General features: G+C 62.7%; 18 protein-coding genes. 8 read left to right on the top strand and 10 right to left on the bottom strand.

Annotated elements, in window-relative coordinates; genetic code table 11:
• Positions 1 to 17 precede the first annotated feature (17 nt).
• The 4 genes from ABIE49_RS11660 to ABIE49_RS11645 form a co-directional block, all read right to left on the bottom strand.
• Positions 18 to 812, bottom strand: a complete 795-nt coding sequence (locus ABIE49_RS11660) for a Crp/Fnr family transcriptional regulator (RefSeq protein WP_192740144.1) — start codon at positions 810 to 812, stop codon at positions 18 to 20.
• A gap of 430 nt (positions 813 to 1242) precedes the next feature.
• Positions 1243 to 2415: an Ig-like domain-containing protein gene (locus ABIE49_RS11655; protein WP_354066761.1), complete on the bottom strand. Its 1173-nt coding sequence runs from the start codon at positions 2413 to 2415 to the stop codon at positions 1243 to 1245.
• 117 nt (positions 2416 to 2532) lie between these two features.
• Positions 2533 to 3549, bottom strand: a complete 1017-nt coding sequence (locus ABIE49_RS11650) for a magnesium and cobalt transport protein CorA (RefSeq protein WP_192740142.1) — start codon at positions 3547 to 3549, stop codon at positions 2533 to 2535.
• A gap of 151 nt (positions 3550 to 3700) precedes the next feature.
• Entirely contained in the window at positions 3701 to 3913 is a 213-nt protein-coding gene (locus ABIE49_RS11645) for a hypothetical protein (protein ID WP_192740141.1), read from the bottom strand.
• Positions 3914 to 4216: 303 nt separating this feature from the next.
• On the opposite strand from ABIE49_RS11645, the gene ABIE49_RS11640 reads away from it, so the two are divergent.
• Together ABIE49_RS11640 and ABIE49_RS11635 are read left to right on the top strand one after the other, a co-directional pair.
• Positions 4217 to 4411 carry a hypothetical protein gene (locus tag ABIE49_RS11640; RefSeq protein WP_192740140.1) on the top strand — a complete coding sequence of 65 codons (195 nt, stop codon included), beginning with the start codon at positions 4217 to 4219 and terminating at the stop codon, positions 4409 to 4411.
• 49 nt (positions 4412 to 4460) lie between these two features.
• The gene (locus ABIE49_RS11635; protein WP_192740139.1) at positions 4461 to 4634 is read left to right on the top strand and encodes a hypothetical protein; all 174 of its coding nucleotides are present in this window, start codon (positions 4461 to 4463) and stop codon (positions 4632 to 4634) included.
• A gap of 97 nt (positions 4635 to 4731) precedes the next feature.
• Here ABIE49_RS11635 and ABIE49_RS11630 read toward each other — a convergent pair whose 3' ends face one another.
• The 6 genes from ABIE49_RS11630 to ABIE49_RS11605 form a co-directional block, all read right to left on the bottom strand.
• Positions 4732 to 5070 (bottom strand): hypothetical protein, encoded by a 339-nt coding sequence (locus ABIE49_RS11630; RefSeq protein WP_192740138.1) that lies wholly within the window; start codon positions 5068 to 5070, stop codon positions 4732 to 4734.
• Positions 5071 to 5129: 59 nt separating this feature from the next.
• Positions 5130 to 6110: a 4-hydroxy-tetrahydrodipicolinate synthase gene (gene dapA / locus ABIE49_RS11625; RefSeq protein WP_192740137.1), complete on the bottom strand. Its 981-nt coding sequence runs from the start codon at positions 6108 to 6110 to the stop codon at positions 5130 to 5132.
• Between the two features lie 6 nt (positions 6111 to 6116).
• Positions 6117 to 6524, bottom strand: a complete 408-nt coding sequence (locus ABIE49_RS11620) for a hypothetical protein (protein WP_354066760.1) — start codon at positions 6522 to 6524, stop codon at positions 6117 to 6119.
• Positions 6525 to 6595: 71 nt separating this feature from the next.
• Positions 6596 to 6853, bottom strand: a complete 258-nt coding sequence (locus ABIE49_RS11615; RefSeq protein WP_192740135.1) for a hypothetical protein — start codon at positions 6851 to 6853, stop codon at positions 6596 to 6598.
• A 143-nt stretch (positions 6854 to 6996) separates the two neighbouring features.
• A complete protein-coding gene (locus ABIE49_RS11610; protein ID WP_354066759.1) occupies positions 6997 to 7281 on the bottom strand; it encodes a hypothetical protein in 285 nt (94 codons plus the stop codon).
• A 15-nt stretch (positions 7282 to 7296) separates the two neighbouring features.
• Complete coding sequence (locus tag ABIE49_RS11605; protein ID WP_192740134.1) at positions 7297 to 7764, bottom strand: hypothetical protein; 468 nt, start codon at positions 7762 to 7764, stop codon at positions 7297 to 7299.
• Between the two features lie 482 nt (positions 7765 to 8246).
• Between ABIE49_RS11605 and ABIE49_RS11600 the strand changes: the two genes are divergently transcribed.
• From ABIE49_RS11600 to ABIE49_RS11575, 6 genes are all read left to right on the top strand, one after another.
• Entirely contained in the window at positions 8247 to 8336 is a 90-nt protein-coding gene (locus tag ABIE49_RS11600; RefSeq protein WP_016846764.1) for a K(+)-transporting ATPase subunit F, read from the top strand.
• A 116-nt stretch (positions 8337 to 8452) separates the two neighbouring features.
• A complete protein-coding gene (gene kdpA / locus ABIE49_RS11595) occupies positions 8453 to 10156 on the top strand; it encodes a potassium-transporting ATPase subunit KdpA (protein WP_192740133.1) in 1704 nt (567 codons plus the stop codon).
• 25 nt (positions 10157 to 10181) lie between these two features.
• Complete coding sequence (gene kdpB / locus ABIE49_RS11590) at positions 10182 to 12296, top strand: potassium-transporting ATPase subunit KdpB (RefSeq protein ID WP_192740132.1); 2115 nt, start codon at positions 10182 to 10184, stop codon at positions 12294 to 12296.
• Between the two features lie 11 nt (positions 12297 to 12307).
• Positions 12308 to 12913: a K(+)-transporting ATPase subunit C gene (locus ABIE49_RS11585; RefSeq protein WP_192740131.1), complete on the top strand. Its 606-nt coding sequence runs from the start codon at positions 12308 to 12310 to the stop codon at positions 12911 to 12913.
• Positions 12914 to 12955: 42 nt separating this feature from the next.
• Positions 12956 to 15679 carry a DUF4118 domain-containing protein gene (locus ABIE49_RS11580; RefSeq protein ID WP_192740130.1) on the top strand — a complete coding sequence of 908 codons (2724 nt, stop codon included), beginning with the start codon at positions 12956 to 12958 and terminating at the stop codon, positions 15677 to 15679.
• Entirely contained in the window at positions 15676 to 16365 is a 690-nt protein-coding gene (locus ABIE49_RS11575; RefSeq protein WP_192740129.1) for a response regulator, read from the top strand. The genes ABIE49_RS11580 and ABIE49_RS11575 overlap by 4 nt, the downstream gene beginning before the upstream one ends.
• Positions 16366 to 16380 lie beyond the last annotated feature (15 nt).

Genomic DNA, 16380 nt, shown 5'->3' with positions numbered 1-16380 from the left:
CTGCTTTAGCGCGCTGCTCAGTTGGGGCCGTTCGCAGCCGCGGCCTGCTGCAAGGACTTGTGTTGCGCGACAATCCCTTCCAGTCGCGCAATGTTTTCCAACAGGCGCTGGCTGGTCAGGACCAGGAAGTAATAGCCGAACTGCGGATTCTGAAAGTAGATCTCGAGCAGCTTGTCATAAGTGATGGTCAGCACATGACCATCCTCGATGCACTCGATCGTCGCCGTGCGCCGGTTATCGGGCGTGAGGAAACCAAATTCGCCCATCAGGCGTCCCGGCGGAAGTTCGACGCTGATTTCCTTGACCAGGAATTTTCCGGTGACGGTCAGCAGCATCTCATGGGCGGCATCGTCTTTTTTGAACAGAACATCGCCCTTGCGATATTTGCGCTCGGTCATGAACGGCTTGAGCCATTCCAGCGAGGTATCGCCCTTCGTTGCGCTGCGGGCCTTCTTCACCAGAACGAGCATCTGTCGGAGGCGATACGCATTGATGGGGACCATCAGGAGATACAACAGGAAGGTCGTGACGGATGCCGTGAGCGCGCCGAACAGGGCGAAGAATGCGCAACCGATCATGTTGGCGACGCGCAGCGGCACCATGGTCTGCGTCAGCAAGGTGGCGACGAAGAAGATGGCGCCGACCAGGGCGAACATGTTGGCCAGGGTGATATTGTGGAGAAAAATCTCCAGCAGGCGATTGAACAGCGCGTCGTAGGTGACGTTGTTGGGGTCGAGGCCCAGCTGGACCAGGATTTTCGCTATCCTGAGATTATCCGCGGCCGCGTCGAGAATTCGATCAAATATTGTCACTGGTCTGCACCGCTACACTTCATTTAGCCGCTACACAGGAGAATACAGGCGGGTTGTACCGCCTCAAAGCCCCGCAGGGAAGCGTACCAAGGTGAAGGCGCCTTGGCACAAATGATTAAAAGCCGAAAGGTCTCCGAGGCACCGTGTGGGCCAAGGCCGGGCTGTGGACCGCGGCGGAGCGAAGAGAGCTAGTCGTTCACCCGAGACGTGGCGGTCGTCATGCGCGTCCAGCAGAACCGCCGCACCTAGAGCGTTTTCGAGCGAAGTGGATACCGGTTCGCATAGCAATCAAGTTTGCGCAGATTGCGTAGACTCATCTGCGGTAGAAAACGCGTCAAAACAAGCGTCTAGAGCTTCGGTTCTGATTCAATCAGAACCGAAGCTCTAATCGAGCGCGAGCTAGAAAGCCGCGCAATCTCTCGCGCAGACGCTATGGCCGCGATTCAGGCATCGGAACGACAAAAACCTGGCCGGGATAAATCAGGTTGGGATTGCGGATCTGTTCCCGATTCGCCTTGTAAATGACGGCGTAGCGCGTGCCCGCTCCGTAGGAGAGTTGGCTGATGCGCCAGAGGCTGTCCCCGCGCGAGACGGTGGTGGTGTTGATCTTCGGCACGACCACGGTGGAGGGCGAGCCCTTGTCTGGCGGCGAGTCCTTGTCTGGCAGAACGGCGGCCATGGCGGCCGCCAGCTCCGGCGGCCGTGCAGCGGCAACTTCCAGCCGCTTGGCCGCGGTGGCCTGCGCCGGCACGGAGGCCGTGACCATCGTGTCGGGAACGTTGAACGGCACCTCGGCGCGTGCGCGCACCGCGCCGGAACTCTGCTCCATTTCGTCCAGCCTCACGCGGTAGCTGCCGGAGGCGACCCCCTCATTGATCGTGACCGCAAAACGTCCATCTGCGCCAGCCGTTGCCGACGCAATAAAGCTGTCGTTGAGATAAAGCTTCACCGCGGCACCGGGGCGGGCGCGGCCGCTGACATGGAGCTTGCCGCCCGGCTCGATCTCAACCGTCTCCGCAACCACTGCACCGGCCATCGGCTTTGGCGCAGCCGGCTGCGACAGCACGACAGTGGGTTTGTCCGGCGCCATCAACGCAACGACCGGCCGGTCGGTTGATTTCGGCTCAAGCGCCACCGTCACGCTCTGTTTGGACGAGGTCTGCTTGCCGTCCGGCTCTTTAGCCCGCAGCGTCAGGTCATAGGTCCCTGAGGGAAGCCGGGGCGGAACCATGACGAATTGTCCGGATTGATCCGCCACCACGCGATCGTGGACCTCGCCGTTGCGCAGCAGTTCCACCGCTGCCCCCGGCATGGCCCGGCCGGCGATGACAGCTTCGCCCGTCGGCTCGATGCGGGCAATGTCGAATGACGGCACGCTGTCCGGCGGCGGCGGTCCGCCCAGCGTGGCGGTCACGGCGTTTGCTTCCGCTTGCGCCGCTGCAAGCGCTCCCTGCTTGGGGGCGTCCAATGCCGGCTTCGAGATCGTCGGCGCGGCGGTTGCGGCCCTGGTATCGACCCGCGGCTCGTGGCGGACGTAATAGATGGCGACGATGGCCGCCACACTACATGCCGCGACCATGGACGGTACGATTATTCGACTCATCGATGTCGCAATCATGATGCTCATCCATCGGCCAAATCACTGGCTCGACGGCATTCTATAGCGTCTTGGGCAAAGTTGGTACCCGTTTGCGTTGCGAAAACGAGGTAGGCCGTTCAGCTACAGCCATCCGGCACGCCGGAAGCGCCAGAACAGGCCTGCGCAAACGGTCAGGATCGTGCCGATAATGGCGAAGTAGCCATACTCCCACTCCAGTTCCGGCATGTGCTTGAAGTTCATGCCGTAGATGCCGGCGATCGCGGTCGGGACCGCGATGATGGCAAGCCATGAGGCGAGTTTCTTGGAGACCGCGGTTTCCTGGGCCTGACCCACCAGCAGGCTCGCCTCGAAGGCAAAAGCGAGGACTTCGCGGAGCGAGTCGATCTGCTCCTGGACGGTGCGGACGTGGTCCGTGACGTCGCGGAACAGCGGCTGCATGGTGGGGCGGATCATCGGCAGATTGTCGTGTTCAAGCCGGCGGCAGACCTCCACCAGAGGTCCCACCGCATTCCGCAGGCGCAACAGATCGCGCCGCAACAAATAGAGCCGTTCGATCTGCGCCCGCGTCATCGCGCTCGCGAGCACCTGCTCCTCCATCGCTTCGACCTCTTCCTGGATGGTCTCGAGCACCGGGGAGTAGTTGTCGACGATGAAATCGAGGATGGCGTAGAGGATATAATCCTCACCGCGGGCCAGCGCCCGCGGGCAGCTTTCACAGCGCGCGCGCACCGGCGCGTAGGACGTCGAGGCGCCATGGCGAACGGAGACGAGATATCCTTCGCCGACGAACAGATGGGTTTCGCCGAACGCGATGCTGTCGCCGACGAGCTGCGCGGTGCGTGCCACGATGAACAGGCCGTCGCCATATTGCTCGATCTTCGGCCGCTGATGGGCGTTGTTCGCGTCTTCAATGGCAAGATCATGCAACTGGAACTGCTGCTGCACGCTCGTCAGGATCGTCATGTCCGGTTCGTGCAGCCCGATCCAGACCACATGGCCGGGCTTGCTGCGCCAGCTCGAAGCTTCCTCGATGGCGATATTGGCGACCCGCCGGCCGTCGACATAGGCTCCGGCCGCGACCACGCCATCGGAAGCAACGGGATCGTGCGTCGTGCCCGCTTGCGGCGCTATGTTCATGGCTTCCATCCCTCAAATGATCGCGGCTGAAACCTGCGCCGACGCCGTGTTCGCGGCAAGGCTAGCTACCCGGGAATTTGTGGTCAAATGTATGTTCGGCCTCCTGGAACGCGATTGTTAAGAGCGTTTTTCGCGCGTCGTTCGGCCTGCATCAATAGCTGATGCGCGAAAGGGCGATCATGGTCTTGAGCGCGATGATGCCGGCTACCCCACCACCTATGAGCAGGACCACAAGAGCGGAGAGGCAGAATCGCCTGAGCATCGCAATGTGTCCGCCACCCGTAATCGCGCCCGATATCTCCGGCCGTCCTGATAGATAGGAGGCGGGTTTGTATCGGCTGCCAGGATGGGTCAGCATCGTCATGTCCAAATCCTCATCGTTGATCTTGTTGGCTGTGCGCCAACAATTGACCGGCCCGCGCGGCCCTCCTGAAAGCTCGGAGGTCTTCGATGTGCCGTTGATGCCATAGGTTTGCGAGATGAAAGGGCATCCCATCTCATAGGAAAGTTATAGGAATTCCGGAGATGGAATGGTGTCGCCGCGATCCGGGCCGCCGCTTATGCCGCGGCTATGCGAACGTGCGGAAGTCTGCCTCGATTTCCTATGCCGGCCTGCGCATCTTCAGCGTCTGATGCTCGCGCAGCGAGCCGACCGTGGAGATACAAGATGGCTCACTTGATCACCAGCGATTACCGGTTTGGCCGGATCCAGCATGAAAGCGTACGCACGCGCGGTGCGTTGGGCCGCGTCAACGGTTTCCTGAAAAGCATGATCGAGGCCATCGCCGATTCAAAGATGCGCCGTATCGAGCGCGAGATTGCGCTTCGCGGTTATCGCTACGACCGGTCCAATAAGGGCTGAAAGCAGCGGCTTTGTCGCTCCCAGGCTCATCGTTCGCGTGGAGGATTACATGCGGCAGCTTCCATTCCGGGCATCGGCCCTTGTTTCTCAAATGCGCCGCGTTATCGGTGTCGTGGTCACGTTTCTGAGTCCATCCTGGGACGGCGAGGTCGTGAAATATCGTCCGGAAGATCACTACATGCGCGGTCCCGGACCGAAATGGCGGGAGAAGCACGGCCGTTGAAGCGCAGTCTCTTTCAAGGGCGTCTTGGGCGCGGGTCGCTCGGTTGAACGCGAGGCCTCGATCCGGCCACGCACTGCAGGCTTGATGACTCCCGCGCTCAATGATTGCTGCGGGAGGAAAGCCCCTTCCACAGCTCGTTGCGCTGTCGAGCGGCCCGGCTGATCGGAGAGACGACCGGCTGCGGACTGGCATCGATCGCAGCTGCAAAGGCCCGCTTGAGACGGTCATCGTCAAGCCGCCCCAGATATTGCTGGAGTACCGCGGGCGCGCGCTCATTCGGTTGCAGGATCGCCGCGCAAAGCTCTGCGCTGGTGCGGCGAAAAAATTCGAACTCGGAGCTGCCGTCCTGCCGCGGATGGAGCCCGTCGATTTCACGGGCGATCCGGAGCACGGCCAGCCGGTCGGCGTTATCAAGCGTCACGGCATAGCGCAGCATCGCCAGTTGCCAGGCGCGTAGCGTGGCGGCAAACCAATCCGTGCCATGAAACTCGGAAGTCATCCGTGCCGTGCCTGGGACGCCGTCACGGCATCCTCGTGAAGCCGAGGCCCGTGCCAGTGCTCGACCGGGCAGGCGATATCCTCGTCGCCGATTGCTGCGATCGCGCTCGCGACTTCCGCTTTCGCGTCGTCGGTGAGTTCGACGATGGGCAGGCGGGTGGCCGGGGACATGAAGCCGAGCAGGAAAAGCGCGTATTTCAGCGCCGCCGGGCTTTCATTCGCAAGGCAGGCGGTCAGTGGCAACAGGCGGTTGTGCAGGTATCGCGCGGTCTGCGGCCGCGCCAGCCGGCAATTGGAGAATACCGCCTGGCACAGTTCCGGCGCGACGTTGGAGACAACGGAAATACAACCGTCCCCGCCGTTGGCGATAAAGGGCAGCGCCGTCGTGTCGTCGCCGGACAATAGTCGAAAGCCCGCGGGCAGAAGCTGACGCAACCGGCATAGCCGGGCGATGTCGCCGGTCGCATCCCTCAACCCGATGAAGTGTTTTGAGTGGGCGAGCCGCAACAGCGTGTCATCGGACAGTTCGCGCATGGTCCGCGATGGAACGTCGTGCAGGATGATCGGCAGCGCGGTGGAGATCGCGATCGCCCTGAAATGGGCCTGAATGCCGGCCTGCATCGGCTTGTTGTAGTAAGGCACCACCGAAAGCACCGCATCGGCGCCGGCCGCTTCAGCGCGCTGCGCCAGCTCGATCGCGTGGCTGGTCGAATTGGATCCGGCGCCGGCTACGACACGGACGCGGCCCCGCGCCGCTCTGACGGCGGTGCGAATAATGCCTTCCTGTTCCGCAGGTGTCAGCGTCGAGGCTTCACCGGTGGTTTCGCTGACCAGGATGGCGCTGACGCAGGCGTCAACCTGGCGCTCGCACAGCATCGCAAGGGTTGCCAGATCCACGGCGCCGTGTTCATCGAACGGGGTGGGAATGTCGGGTATGTAGCCCGCCAGCCAGGTGGCGGGAGTTGAAATCGACGTCATGGGGATTCACGCCGCCTTTTCCATCTGGCCAAAACCGTGCCGGATGGCTGACAGTACGAACCCCTCCTGGCACCTGACACCGGCTTCGATTCGAAAGCCCATCTGCTCCAGCCTTTCCCGGATGCGCAGGCCGGCACCGGTTTCCCGACAGTCGATCAGGACCGCGATGGCGGCGCTGGTGCCAAGGAACGGCAATAGCTCCACCATCGCGGCTTCGATTGCCTGGAGGGAGTTGCTTCCCGCGATCAGCCCGACGGGGTGCTGGCCTTTCGGAATCCGGCAGGTTTGGGCGGTGGCTACGCGCGGGAAGCCGCGCCGTCGCAGCGCAAGATAGAATTCCATGCTGCTGCTGCCCGCAATGATCGCGCGGTGCAGATGTGCCAGGCGCGTGAGGCCAATCATGGTATCGACCACCTGCTCCCGCTCCGCAACCGAATGAAGCTGAACCATCACACTCTCCTGGAAACGGGTATCCGATCGGCCGGCTACGCGACACGCCGAACGGCGCTGGAGATCGTGGGCGCTTCGCCCATGTCGAGTTCGATCTCGCGCGCCAGTTCGACGATGCTTTCGGGATGACGGCCGTTCTCGAACAGCGCATATTTGACGGCTTGCGCACGGCTGACGAACAGGCCGCCATAAAGACCGTTTTGTTCCTGGGCGACCCATTGGCCGCGCCGGTTCCTGCCGATGAAGACGATTGCAGAGGGAGAGCTACACGAGGGAGGTTCGACGAGCTTCACGTTGGTATTCCTTCTAGTGGTGAGCCGCGCGATCTGAGAGACGGCTTGGCTCATGCCGCCAATATCTTCCCGGCTGGATATGAATTCGAGAGTGGTGGGACGGCGATCGCATAGGAGCCGCATAGGATCGCGCGTCGGGCGCTTCAAACCGGAGCGGTTCGGATGAAGCCGACGGCCAGGCTGCACAAGGCTGCGTAGGCCATCAGTTCATCCCAGTGGTTGAGAACCGTGTCGAATGGCGGCTCGCGCCGCATGGCGCCAACGACGGCGCTGAGGATGGCGGCCATCCACAGCAATGCGACGAGGCTTCTGGCGAATCCGATGCTGTCGAACGCCGCGAAAGCCATCAGAATGGCCATGCGCAGGGAAAAGCGAGCCAGTACCTGGATCGATTTCAGTTCTCGCGGCAGGTTCGGGAGCTGCGCCAAGGTTTGCTCGCGGCTTCAGGCGAAATTGTCGCTCAGGACCGGCTGGTAAAATGCGTCTGCCTTTTGTGGCACCATCGGGACGCTGGTCCGGTCTGTCCGCGCGCTGAGGCGCTGCGCCTCGACGAAGGCGCTCAGGATCGCCAGCGCCAGATCGGCGTGACGGCCCTCGGCCGATTGATCGAGCCAGTCCGGCAATTCGCGTTCGCGCGACAGCGCGCAGTGCCATTCGCCTTCGTCGTAAGCAATACGGCGCAGCTGCCATTGCGGCAATTCCAGGTCGATCAGGGCCAGCGCGGCATCGGTCCAGGCGCCGGATTGAATCAGACGCTCAATGCGGGCGGTCTTGCCGCTCTGGCTCACGGACGGAAAGCGCCGGCAGGTCTGGCTGACGATGTCGGAAAGGAATTCAGCGGTCACGGCATACGCGTTGCGCAGCCGGTCACCGAGTTCAGCGGGGGTTTGGGATTCTGCGAGAATAAACATGGCTATGTCTCACTCGTGGGGCGACTGCCACCGCAGCCGTGGGTCCAAGGTGGTCAGAACGCCATTTGAAAACGAGATGCGGCGAGGGACGAAGAAATAGGGATTTCATAAGTGGGATTCTTCCCTTCTCCCCTTGTGGGAGAAGGTGGCGCGGACGAAGTCCGTGCCGGATGAGGGGTCTCTATCCACGGCGCGAACCCGTCTCGTCGTCGCTTCGCGCCGCCGATCCACCCTCTCCCACAAGGGGAGAGGGAAGGGATGATCCTTATGAGATTCCTATAACGTCGCCATTGCCCCCATCTCGAAAACCTATGCGCAAGGTGGCACTTCAGCCATCCAAAGCGAGCCGTCCGTTCGGCCCGCGGCTCATGTCGCACAGGAACATCCCATGCTGGACATTATCATGCTGGTGCTAGGCGCAGGCTTCTTCCTGGCGGGCATCGGTTACGCCTACGCCTGCGAACGGTTGTGAGGGTAAGGCCATGATCTTCGATTATTCGCTCGCCGGGCTCGTGTCGTTGGGTCTCTTGTTCTACCTGACCTACGCGCTGCTGCGGCCCGAACGCTTCTGAGGGCGCCATGATCACGCTGGTCCAAGTCGTTCTGGCGTTTGTCGTTACCTCGGCGCTGCTGATTGCGCTCATTCACCTGCTGCTGCCTGCAAAAAGATTCTGAAGGATTCCCGACCATGACCGTCATCGGCTGGATTCAAATTTTCCTGTACTGCGCCATCGTGGTCGCGCTGGTCAAACCGCTCGGCTGGTACATGACCCGCGTCTTTAACGGCGAGTCCACCTTTCTGTCGCCCGTGCTGCGGCCGGTCGAACGCGGACTGTACTGGATCGGCGGCGTCGATGAGAAGCGCGAGCAGCATTGGCTGACCTATACGGTCGCGATGCTGCTGTTCCATGTCGGCGGCTTCCTGATCATCTATGGACTGATGCGGCTGCAGGCGCTGTTGCCGTTCAATCCGCAGGATCAGTCCGCGGTCGCCCCGGATCTGTCGTTCAACACCGCGATCTCCTTCATCACCAACACCAACTGGCAGAACTACGGCGGCGAAAGCACGCTGTCCTATCTGGTCCAGATGCTGGGCCTGACGCACCAGAACTTCCTGTCGGCCGCGACCGGTATCGCGCTCGCGGTGGCGCTGATCCGCGGTTTTTCGCGTTCCTCGATGCGCACCATCGGCAATTTCTGGGTCGACGTCACGCGCTGTACACTCTACGTGCTGCTGCCGATCTGCGTGGTCTACACGCTGTTCCTGGTCTGGCAGGGCATGCCGCAGACGCTGGGCGCCTATGTCGACGCCACGATGCTGGAAGGCGGCAAGCAGACCATCGCGGTCGGCCCGGTCGCCTCGCAGGTCGCGATCAAGATGCTGGGCACCAACGGCGGCGGCTTCTTCAACGCCAACGCCGCGCATCCGTTCGAGAACCCCACCGCGCTGTCGAACTTCGTGCAGATGCTTTCGATCTTTGTGATCGGCGCCGCCATGACCAACGTGTTCGGCCGTATGGTCGGCGACCAGCGCCAGGGCTGGGCGATCCTCGGCGTCATGGGCGTGCTGTTCCTCGCGGGCGTCGCCATCACCTATTGGGCCGAGGCCAACGGTACGTCGACGCTCAGCACGCTCGGGCTGACCGGCGGCAACATGGAAGGCAAGGAAATCCGTTTCGGCATCGTTGCATCCTCATTGTTCGCCGTGATCACCACGGCGGCCTCCTGCGGCGCGGTCAACGCCATGCATGACTCGTTCACCGCGCTCGGCGGCATGATCCCGCTGATCAACATGCAGCTCGGCGAGATCATCGTCGGCGGCGTCGGCGCCGGCCTCTATGGCATGCTGCTGTTCGTCGTGCTGGCGATCTTCGTCGCCGGGCTGATGGTCGGCCGTACGCCGGAATATGTCGGCAAGAAGATCGAGGCGCGCGAGGTCAAGATGGCGATGCTTGCGATCCTGGTGCTGCCGTTGATGTATCTCGGCTGGACTGCTGTCGCCGTGGTGTTCCCGCCGGCGGTGGCGTCGATGGCCAATGCCGGGCCGCATGGCTTTACCGAGGTGCTCTATGCCTTCACCTCGGCGACCGGCAACAACGGTTCGGCGTTCGGCGGCCTGACCGGCAACACCTTCTTCTACAATCTGACGCTGGCCAGTTCGATGTTCGTCGGCCGCTTCTTCATGATCGTGCCGGCGATGGCCATCGCGGGATCGCTGGCGGCCAAGAAGTCGATCCCGCCATCAGCCGGCACGCTGCCGACCACCGGTGGCCTGTTCGTCGGCCTCGTCGTCGGCGTGATCCTGATCATCGGCGGTCTCACCTTCTTCCCGGCGCTGGCGCTCGGGCCGATCGTCGAGCATCTCGCGATGAACGCCAACAATCTGTTCTGATCGATCCCTCTTCGGAGTTACGTCCATGGAAGCCATGAAACTGCAGAAAAAGGCGACGGCCTCGGCGATGCTTGACCCGAAGATCCTGGTGCCGGCGATCAGGTCGTCGTTCGTCAAGCTCGACCCGCGGCTGATGATCAAGAGCCCGGTGATGTTCGTGGTCGAGATTGTGGCGGCGCTGACCACAATCATATTTGTGCGCGATCTCCTCACCGGCGGCGCGAACCTCGGCTTCACGTTCCAGATCATCCTGTGGCTGTGGTTCACGGTGCTGTTCGCCAATTTCGCGGAAGCGGTGGCGGAAGGTCGCGGCAAGGCGCAGGCTGAATCGCTGAAGAAGACCCGCACCGAGAGCCAGGCCAAGCTGCTGACGGGTTCGGACAAGACGTTTCGCCTGGTGCCCGGCACCGCGCTGAAAGTCGGCGATATCGTTCTGGTCGAAGCCGGCGACAACATCCCGTCCGACGGCGAAGTGATCGAGGGCGTCGCTTCCGTCAACGAGGCTGCGATCACAGGCGAATCCGCGCCCGTGATCCGGGAATCCGGCGGCGACCGCTCGGCGGTGACCGGCGGCACCCAGGTGCTGTCGGACTGGATCCGTGTCCGCATCACCGCGGCGCAGGGCTCGACCTTCATCGACCGCATGATCAGGCTGGTGGAAGGCGCCGAGCGGCAGAAGACGCCGAACGAGATCGCGCTCAACATCCTGCTTGCGGGTCTCACCATCATCTTCGTGTTCGCGACCGTGACGATCCCGAGCTATGCCGCCTATGCCGGCGGCTCGATTTCCGTGGTCGTGCTGGTGGCGCTGTTCGTGACGCTGATCCCGACCACCATCGGCGCATTGCTGTCGGCGATCGGCATCGCCGGCATGGACCGGCTGGTGCGCTTCAACGTGCTGGCGATGTCCGGCCGCGCGGTCGAGGCCGCCGGCGACGTCGATACCCTGCTGCTCGACAAGACCGGCACGATCACGCTCGGCAACCGGCAGGCAACGGTGTTTCGCCCGGTCCGCGGCGTGACCGAGCAGGAGCTGGCCGATGCGGCGCAACTGGCGTCGCTCGCCGACGAGACGCCTGAGGGCCGCTCCATCGTGGTGCTGGCCAAGGAGAAATACGGCATCCGCGGCCGCGACATGAAGGAGCTTGCGGCGACGTTCGTGCCTTTCACTGCGCAAACCCGCATGAGCGGCATCGACGCCGGTTCATCGTCCGTCCGCAAGGGTGCAGTGGAGGCGATCCTCAATTACATCGGCGGCGGCACCGCGCAGTCCATGGCCAGCGGCAACGCGGTTCGTGCGATCCAGCCTTCGGTCGGTACCGAAGCTGCCCGCGAACTCCAGGCCATCGCGGACGAAGTCGCAAAGGAAGGCGGCACGCCGCTGGCTGTCGCCAAGGACGGCCGCCTGCTCGGAATCATCCACCTCAAGGACATCGTCAAGGGCGGCATCCGTGAGCGCTTTGCTGAACTCCGCCGCATGGGTATCCGCACGGTGATGATCACTGGCGACAACCCGATGACGGCAGCCGCGATCGCGGCCGAGGCCGGCGTCGATGACTTCCTCGCTCAGGCAACCCCCGAGGACAAACTGAAGCTGATCCGCGACGAGCAGGCCAAGGGCAAGCTGGTGGCGATGTGCGGCGACGGCACCAACGACGCGCCCGCGCTGGCGCAAGCGGACGTCGGCGTCGCCATGAACACCGGCACCCAGGCCGCGCGCGAAGCCGGCAACATGGTCGATCTCGATTCCAATCCGACAAAACTGATCGAGGTGGTCGAGATCGGCAAGCAGCTATTGATGACGCGGGGTGCGCTGACCACGTTCTCGATCGCCAACGACGTCGCGAAGTATTTCGCCATCATCCCCGCGATGTTTCTGGCGTTCTATCCGCAGCTCGAGGTGCTCAACGTCATGCATCTGGCGAGCCCGCAAAGCGCGATCCTGTCGGCGATCATCTTCAACGCGCTTGTCATCATCGCGCTGATTCCGCTGGCGCTGAAAGGCGTCGCCTACCGTGCCGTCGGCGCCGGCGCGCTGCTGCGCCGAAACCTGCTGATCTATGGTCTCGGCGGCATCATCATTCCCTTTATCGGCATCAAGGCGATCGATCTCGTGGTCACCGCTTTGAACCTGGCCTGAGGAGACACACCATGCTTCGCGAAATTCGCCCCGCCATCATCCTGCTGCTCTTGCTAACCGCCATCACCGGTCTCGCCTATCCGCTCGCGATGACCGCGATTGCCGGCGTGATCTTTCCGAAGCAGGCGCAAGGCAGCCTGATCGAGAAGGATGGCAAGGTGATCGGCTCGGCCCTGATCGGGCAGGAGTTCAAGGAAGACAAATATTTCCACGGGCGGCCCTCGGCGACCTCGGCGCCGGACCCCGCCGATTCCAGCAAGACGGTATCGGCGCCCTATAATGCTGCCAATTCCGGCGGCTCCAACCTCGGCCCGACCAGCAAGGCTTTGGCCGACCGGCTCAAGGAGGATGTCGACAAGCTGAAGGCCGAAAACCCCAACGCTTCCGTCCCCGTCGACCTCGTCACGACCTCTGCCAGCGGCCTCGATCCCGACATCTCGCCGGCGGCGGCGCTATTCCAGGTGCCGCGGGTGGCAAAGGCGCGGAAGATGCCGGAAGAGCGCGTCCGCCAGCTGGTCACGGAGCACACCCAGGGCCGCATGGCTGGATTGCTCGGCGAGGTCAGGGTTAACGTTCTGGCGCTGAATCTGGCGCTGGATGCCGCCACAGCCAAATGACGGGAGCTAGGCCGCGCCGGATGACATGACTATAATTGCCGCATGGCAAATCAGCGCCAAGATCATGAAAAACGACCCTCGCCGGACGCGCTGCTGGAGGCTGCGCGCCGCGAGAACGATCGGGCCGGGAAGCTCAAGATATTCGTCGGCGCCGCCCCCGGCGTCGGCAAGACCTACGAGATGCTGCAAAGCGCCCATGCCAAGAGGAAGGCCGGGATAGATGTCGTGGTCGGCGTGGTCGAGACCCACGGCCGGGCAGAGACCGAGGCGCTGCTGCATGGGCTTGAGGTCATTCCGCGCAAGAAGCTGGAATACAAGGACCAGATTCTCCAGGAGATGGACCTCGATGCCCTGATCGCGCGGCGTCCGCAGATTGCCCTGGTCGACGAACTCGCTCACACCAACGCGCCGGGCAGCCGCCATCCCAAGCGCTACCTCGACGTCGAGGAGCTGCTGTCCCACGGCATCGATGTCTATACGGCGGTCAACATCCAGCACATCGAGAGTCTCAATGACGTGGTCGCGCAGATCACGCATGTGCGGGTGCGAGAGACCGTGCCGGACAAGGTGTTCGACCGCGCCGACGCCATCGAGCTGATCGACCTCACGCCGGATGATTTGATCCAGCGGCTGAAGGAGGGCAAGGTCTATGTCCCCAAGCAGGCTGAACGCGCGCTCGAGCACTATTTCTCACCGGGCAATCTGACTGCGCTGCGCGAACTGGCCTTGCGACGCACCGCCGAACGTGTCGACGAGCAACTCCTGACCCACATGCAAGCCAACGCGATCGCCGGGCCCTGGGCCGCAGGCGAGCGGGTTCTGGTTTGCATCAGTGAGGATCCGCGATCGGCGGGGCTGGTGCGCTACACCAAGCGGCTGGCCGACCGGTTGCACGCGCAATGGACGGCGATCAGCATCGAGACGCGGCGCAGCCTGCAACTGACCGACGAGCAGCGCGACCGGTTGGCCGACACGCTGCGGCTCGCCGAAGCGCTCGGTGGCGAGGCTATCACCGTTCCCGGTGTCGGGCGGCGCATTGCCGATGACGTGGTCCAGTTCGCGCAAGCCAACAATGTGACCCAGATCATCATCGGCAAGTCGACGCGTTCGTGGTGGTTTGAACTCACGCGCGGCTCGGTCGTGCACGATCTGGTGCGCCGCGCCGGCAATATCACCGTCAACGTCATCGCCGGCGAGGAGCTCGCGGCCGAACCCGTTCCGAAGAACACGGTGCGCACGGCCGAACGGCAGGAGCCGTTCGATCCGATTCCCTATGCAATATCCCTGACGTTCGTCGCCATTGCGCTCGGTGCCGGCCTGCTGGTTCATCCGCGGCTCGGCATCGAAAACGTCGACCTCGTGTTCCTGACGGCCGTGGTCGGGGCTGCCGTCCGTTACGGGCTGTTGCCGTCGATTTTTGCAAGCGTGGTGGGCTCGCTTTGCTACAATTTCTTCTTTCTGCCGCCGCTCTATAATTTCACGATCACCGATCCACCCAATGTCACCGCCTTCTTCTTCTTCATGCTGATTGCGATCCTGGTCTCCAACGTCGCAGCGCGGGTACGAACACAGGCTGTGACCGCGATGGGCCGGGTCCGCACCACGGAATCGCTCTACGCCTTCAGCCGCAAGCTCGCGGGCACCGCGACACTCGACGACGTGTTGTGGGCGACCGCCTACCAGACGGCCTTGATGTTGAAGGTGCGGGTAGTGCTGCTGTTGCCTGAGGACGGCATCATCACCGTCAAGGCCGGCTATCCGCCCGAAGATCAGCTCGATCAGGCCGATCTCGCCGCCGCGAACTGGGCATGGGGCAACGACCGCGCCGCCGGGCGCGGCGCCGATACGCTGCCGGGCGCCAAGCGCCTGTTCCTGCCGATGCGGACCGGACGCGGACCGATCGGCGTCATCGGCATCGATGATGATAAGACCGGGCCGTTGCTCACCCCGGATCAACGCCGCTTGCTCGATGCCTTGATGGATCAGGGCGCGCTGGCGATCGAGCGCGTGCTGCTGGTTGAGGATATGGATCGCGTCAAGCGCACCGTGGAGTCGGATCGTCTGCGCTCGGCGCTGTTGACCTCGATCTCGCACGATCTCAAGACACCGCTGGCCTCGGTGCTCGGCGCCGCAAGCGCGATACGGGACCTTGACAGCGGCCTGAGCGACACCGAAAAGCGGGATCTGCTGGCAACCGTGATCGACGAGTCCGAACGGCTCAACCGCTTCATCGCCAACCTTCTCGACATGACAAAGCTGGAATCCGGCGCCGTGGTGCCTAATACGGCGCTGCATGATATCGGCGAGATCGTCGGCAGCGTGCTTCGGCGCGCCAGCAAGATTCTTGGAGGCCACAAGGTTTCGCTCGAGCTTGCCGCCGACTTGCCGATGCTGCAGCTTGACGCGGTGCTGTTCGAGCAGGTGCTGTTTAATCTGCTGGACAACGCGGCGAAATATGCGCCGGCCAACACCATGATTTCGATCAGGGGTTCGCGGGAAAGGGATTGGGTGTCCCTGCAGATCATTGACGAAGGCGATGGTATACCGCCCGAGGAGGTGGATATGATATTCGACAAGTTCCATCGCGCGCAAAAGGGCGATCACGTCCGTCCGGGCACCGGCCTTGGCCTGGCGATTTCGCGCGGCTTTGTCGAGGCGATGCATGGCACGATCTCGGCCGCCAACCGGCTTGACCGGAGCGGCGCCGTGCTGACGATCCGCTTGCCGGTCCCGGCCGTATCAGATGCACTGGACACCGCCGCATGAGTGCCGCGCCGATCAAGGTCCTGGTGATCGACGATGAGCCGCCGATCCGTAAACTGCTGCGGATGGGACTGAGCACGCAGGGCTACGAGATCCTGGAAGCTTCCAACGGCAAGATCGGGCTTGAACTGCTTGCGCAGGATCCCGCTTTGATCATTCTCGATCTCGGATTGCCGGATATCCAGGGCCATGAATTGCTGCGCATGATCCGCGGACGCAACGACAGCGTTCCGGTCATTGTGCTGTCGAGCCGCGGCGACGAGGTCGGCAAGGTGCAGGCGCTCGATCTCGGCGCCGACGATTATCTCACCAAGCCGTTCGGAATGGACGAACTGCTCGCCCGCATGCGCGCCGCGCTGCGGCATCAGTTGCAGGTTCATGGCGAACGACCGGTATTTCGATCCGGTGATCTTTCGGTCGATCTTGTGCGCCGCATCGTCAAAGTGGGTGACAAGGATGTCAAATTGTCACCCAAGGAGTATGAATTACTGCGCGTGCTGGTTCAGCATGCCGGCAAGGTGCTGACCCACCGGTTCCTGCTGAAGGAGCTGTGGGATGAGTTGACTGACGCGCAATATCTGCGGGTCTATGTGCGCCAGGTCAGGCAGAAGATCGAGATGGATCCGGAGCGCCCGCAGTTCGTTCTGACTGAAACCGGAATAGGCTATCGGCTGCGCGCGCCGGATTAACATGCAGCGGCCGGC

The organism is Bradyrhizobium sp. OAE829 (assembly GCF_040546575.1).
GTDB lineage: Bacteria > Pseudomonadota > Alphaproteobacteria > Rhizobiales > Xanthobacteraceae > Bradyrhizobium.
This window is presented reverse-complemented; position numbering and strand designations above follow the sequence as displayed.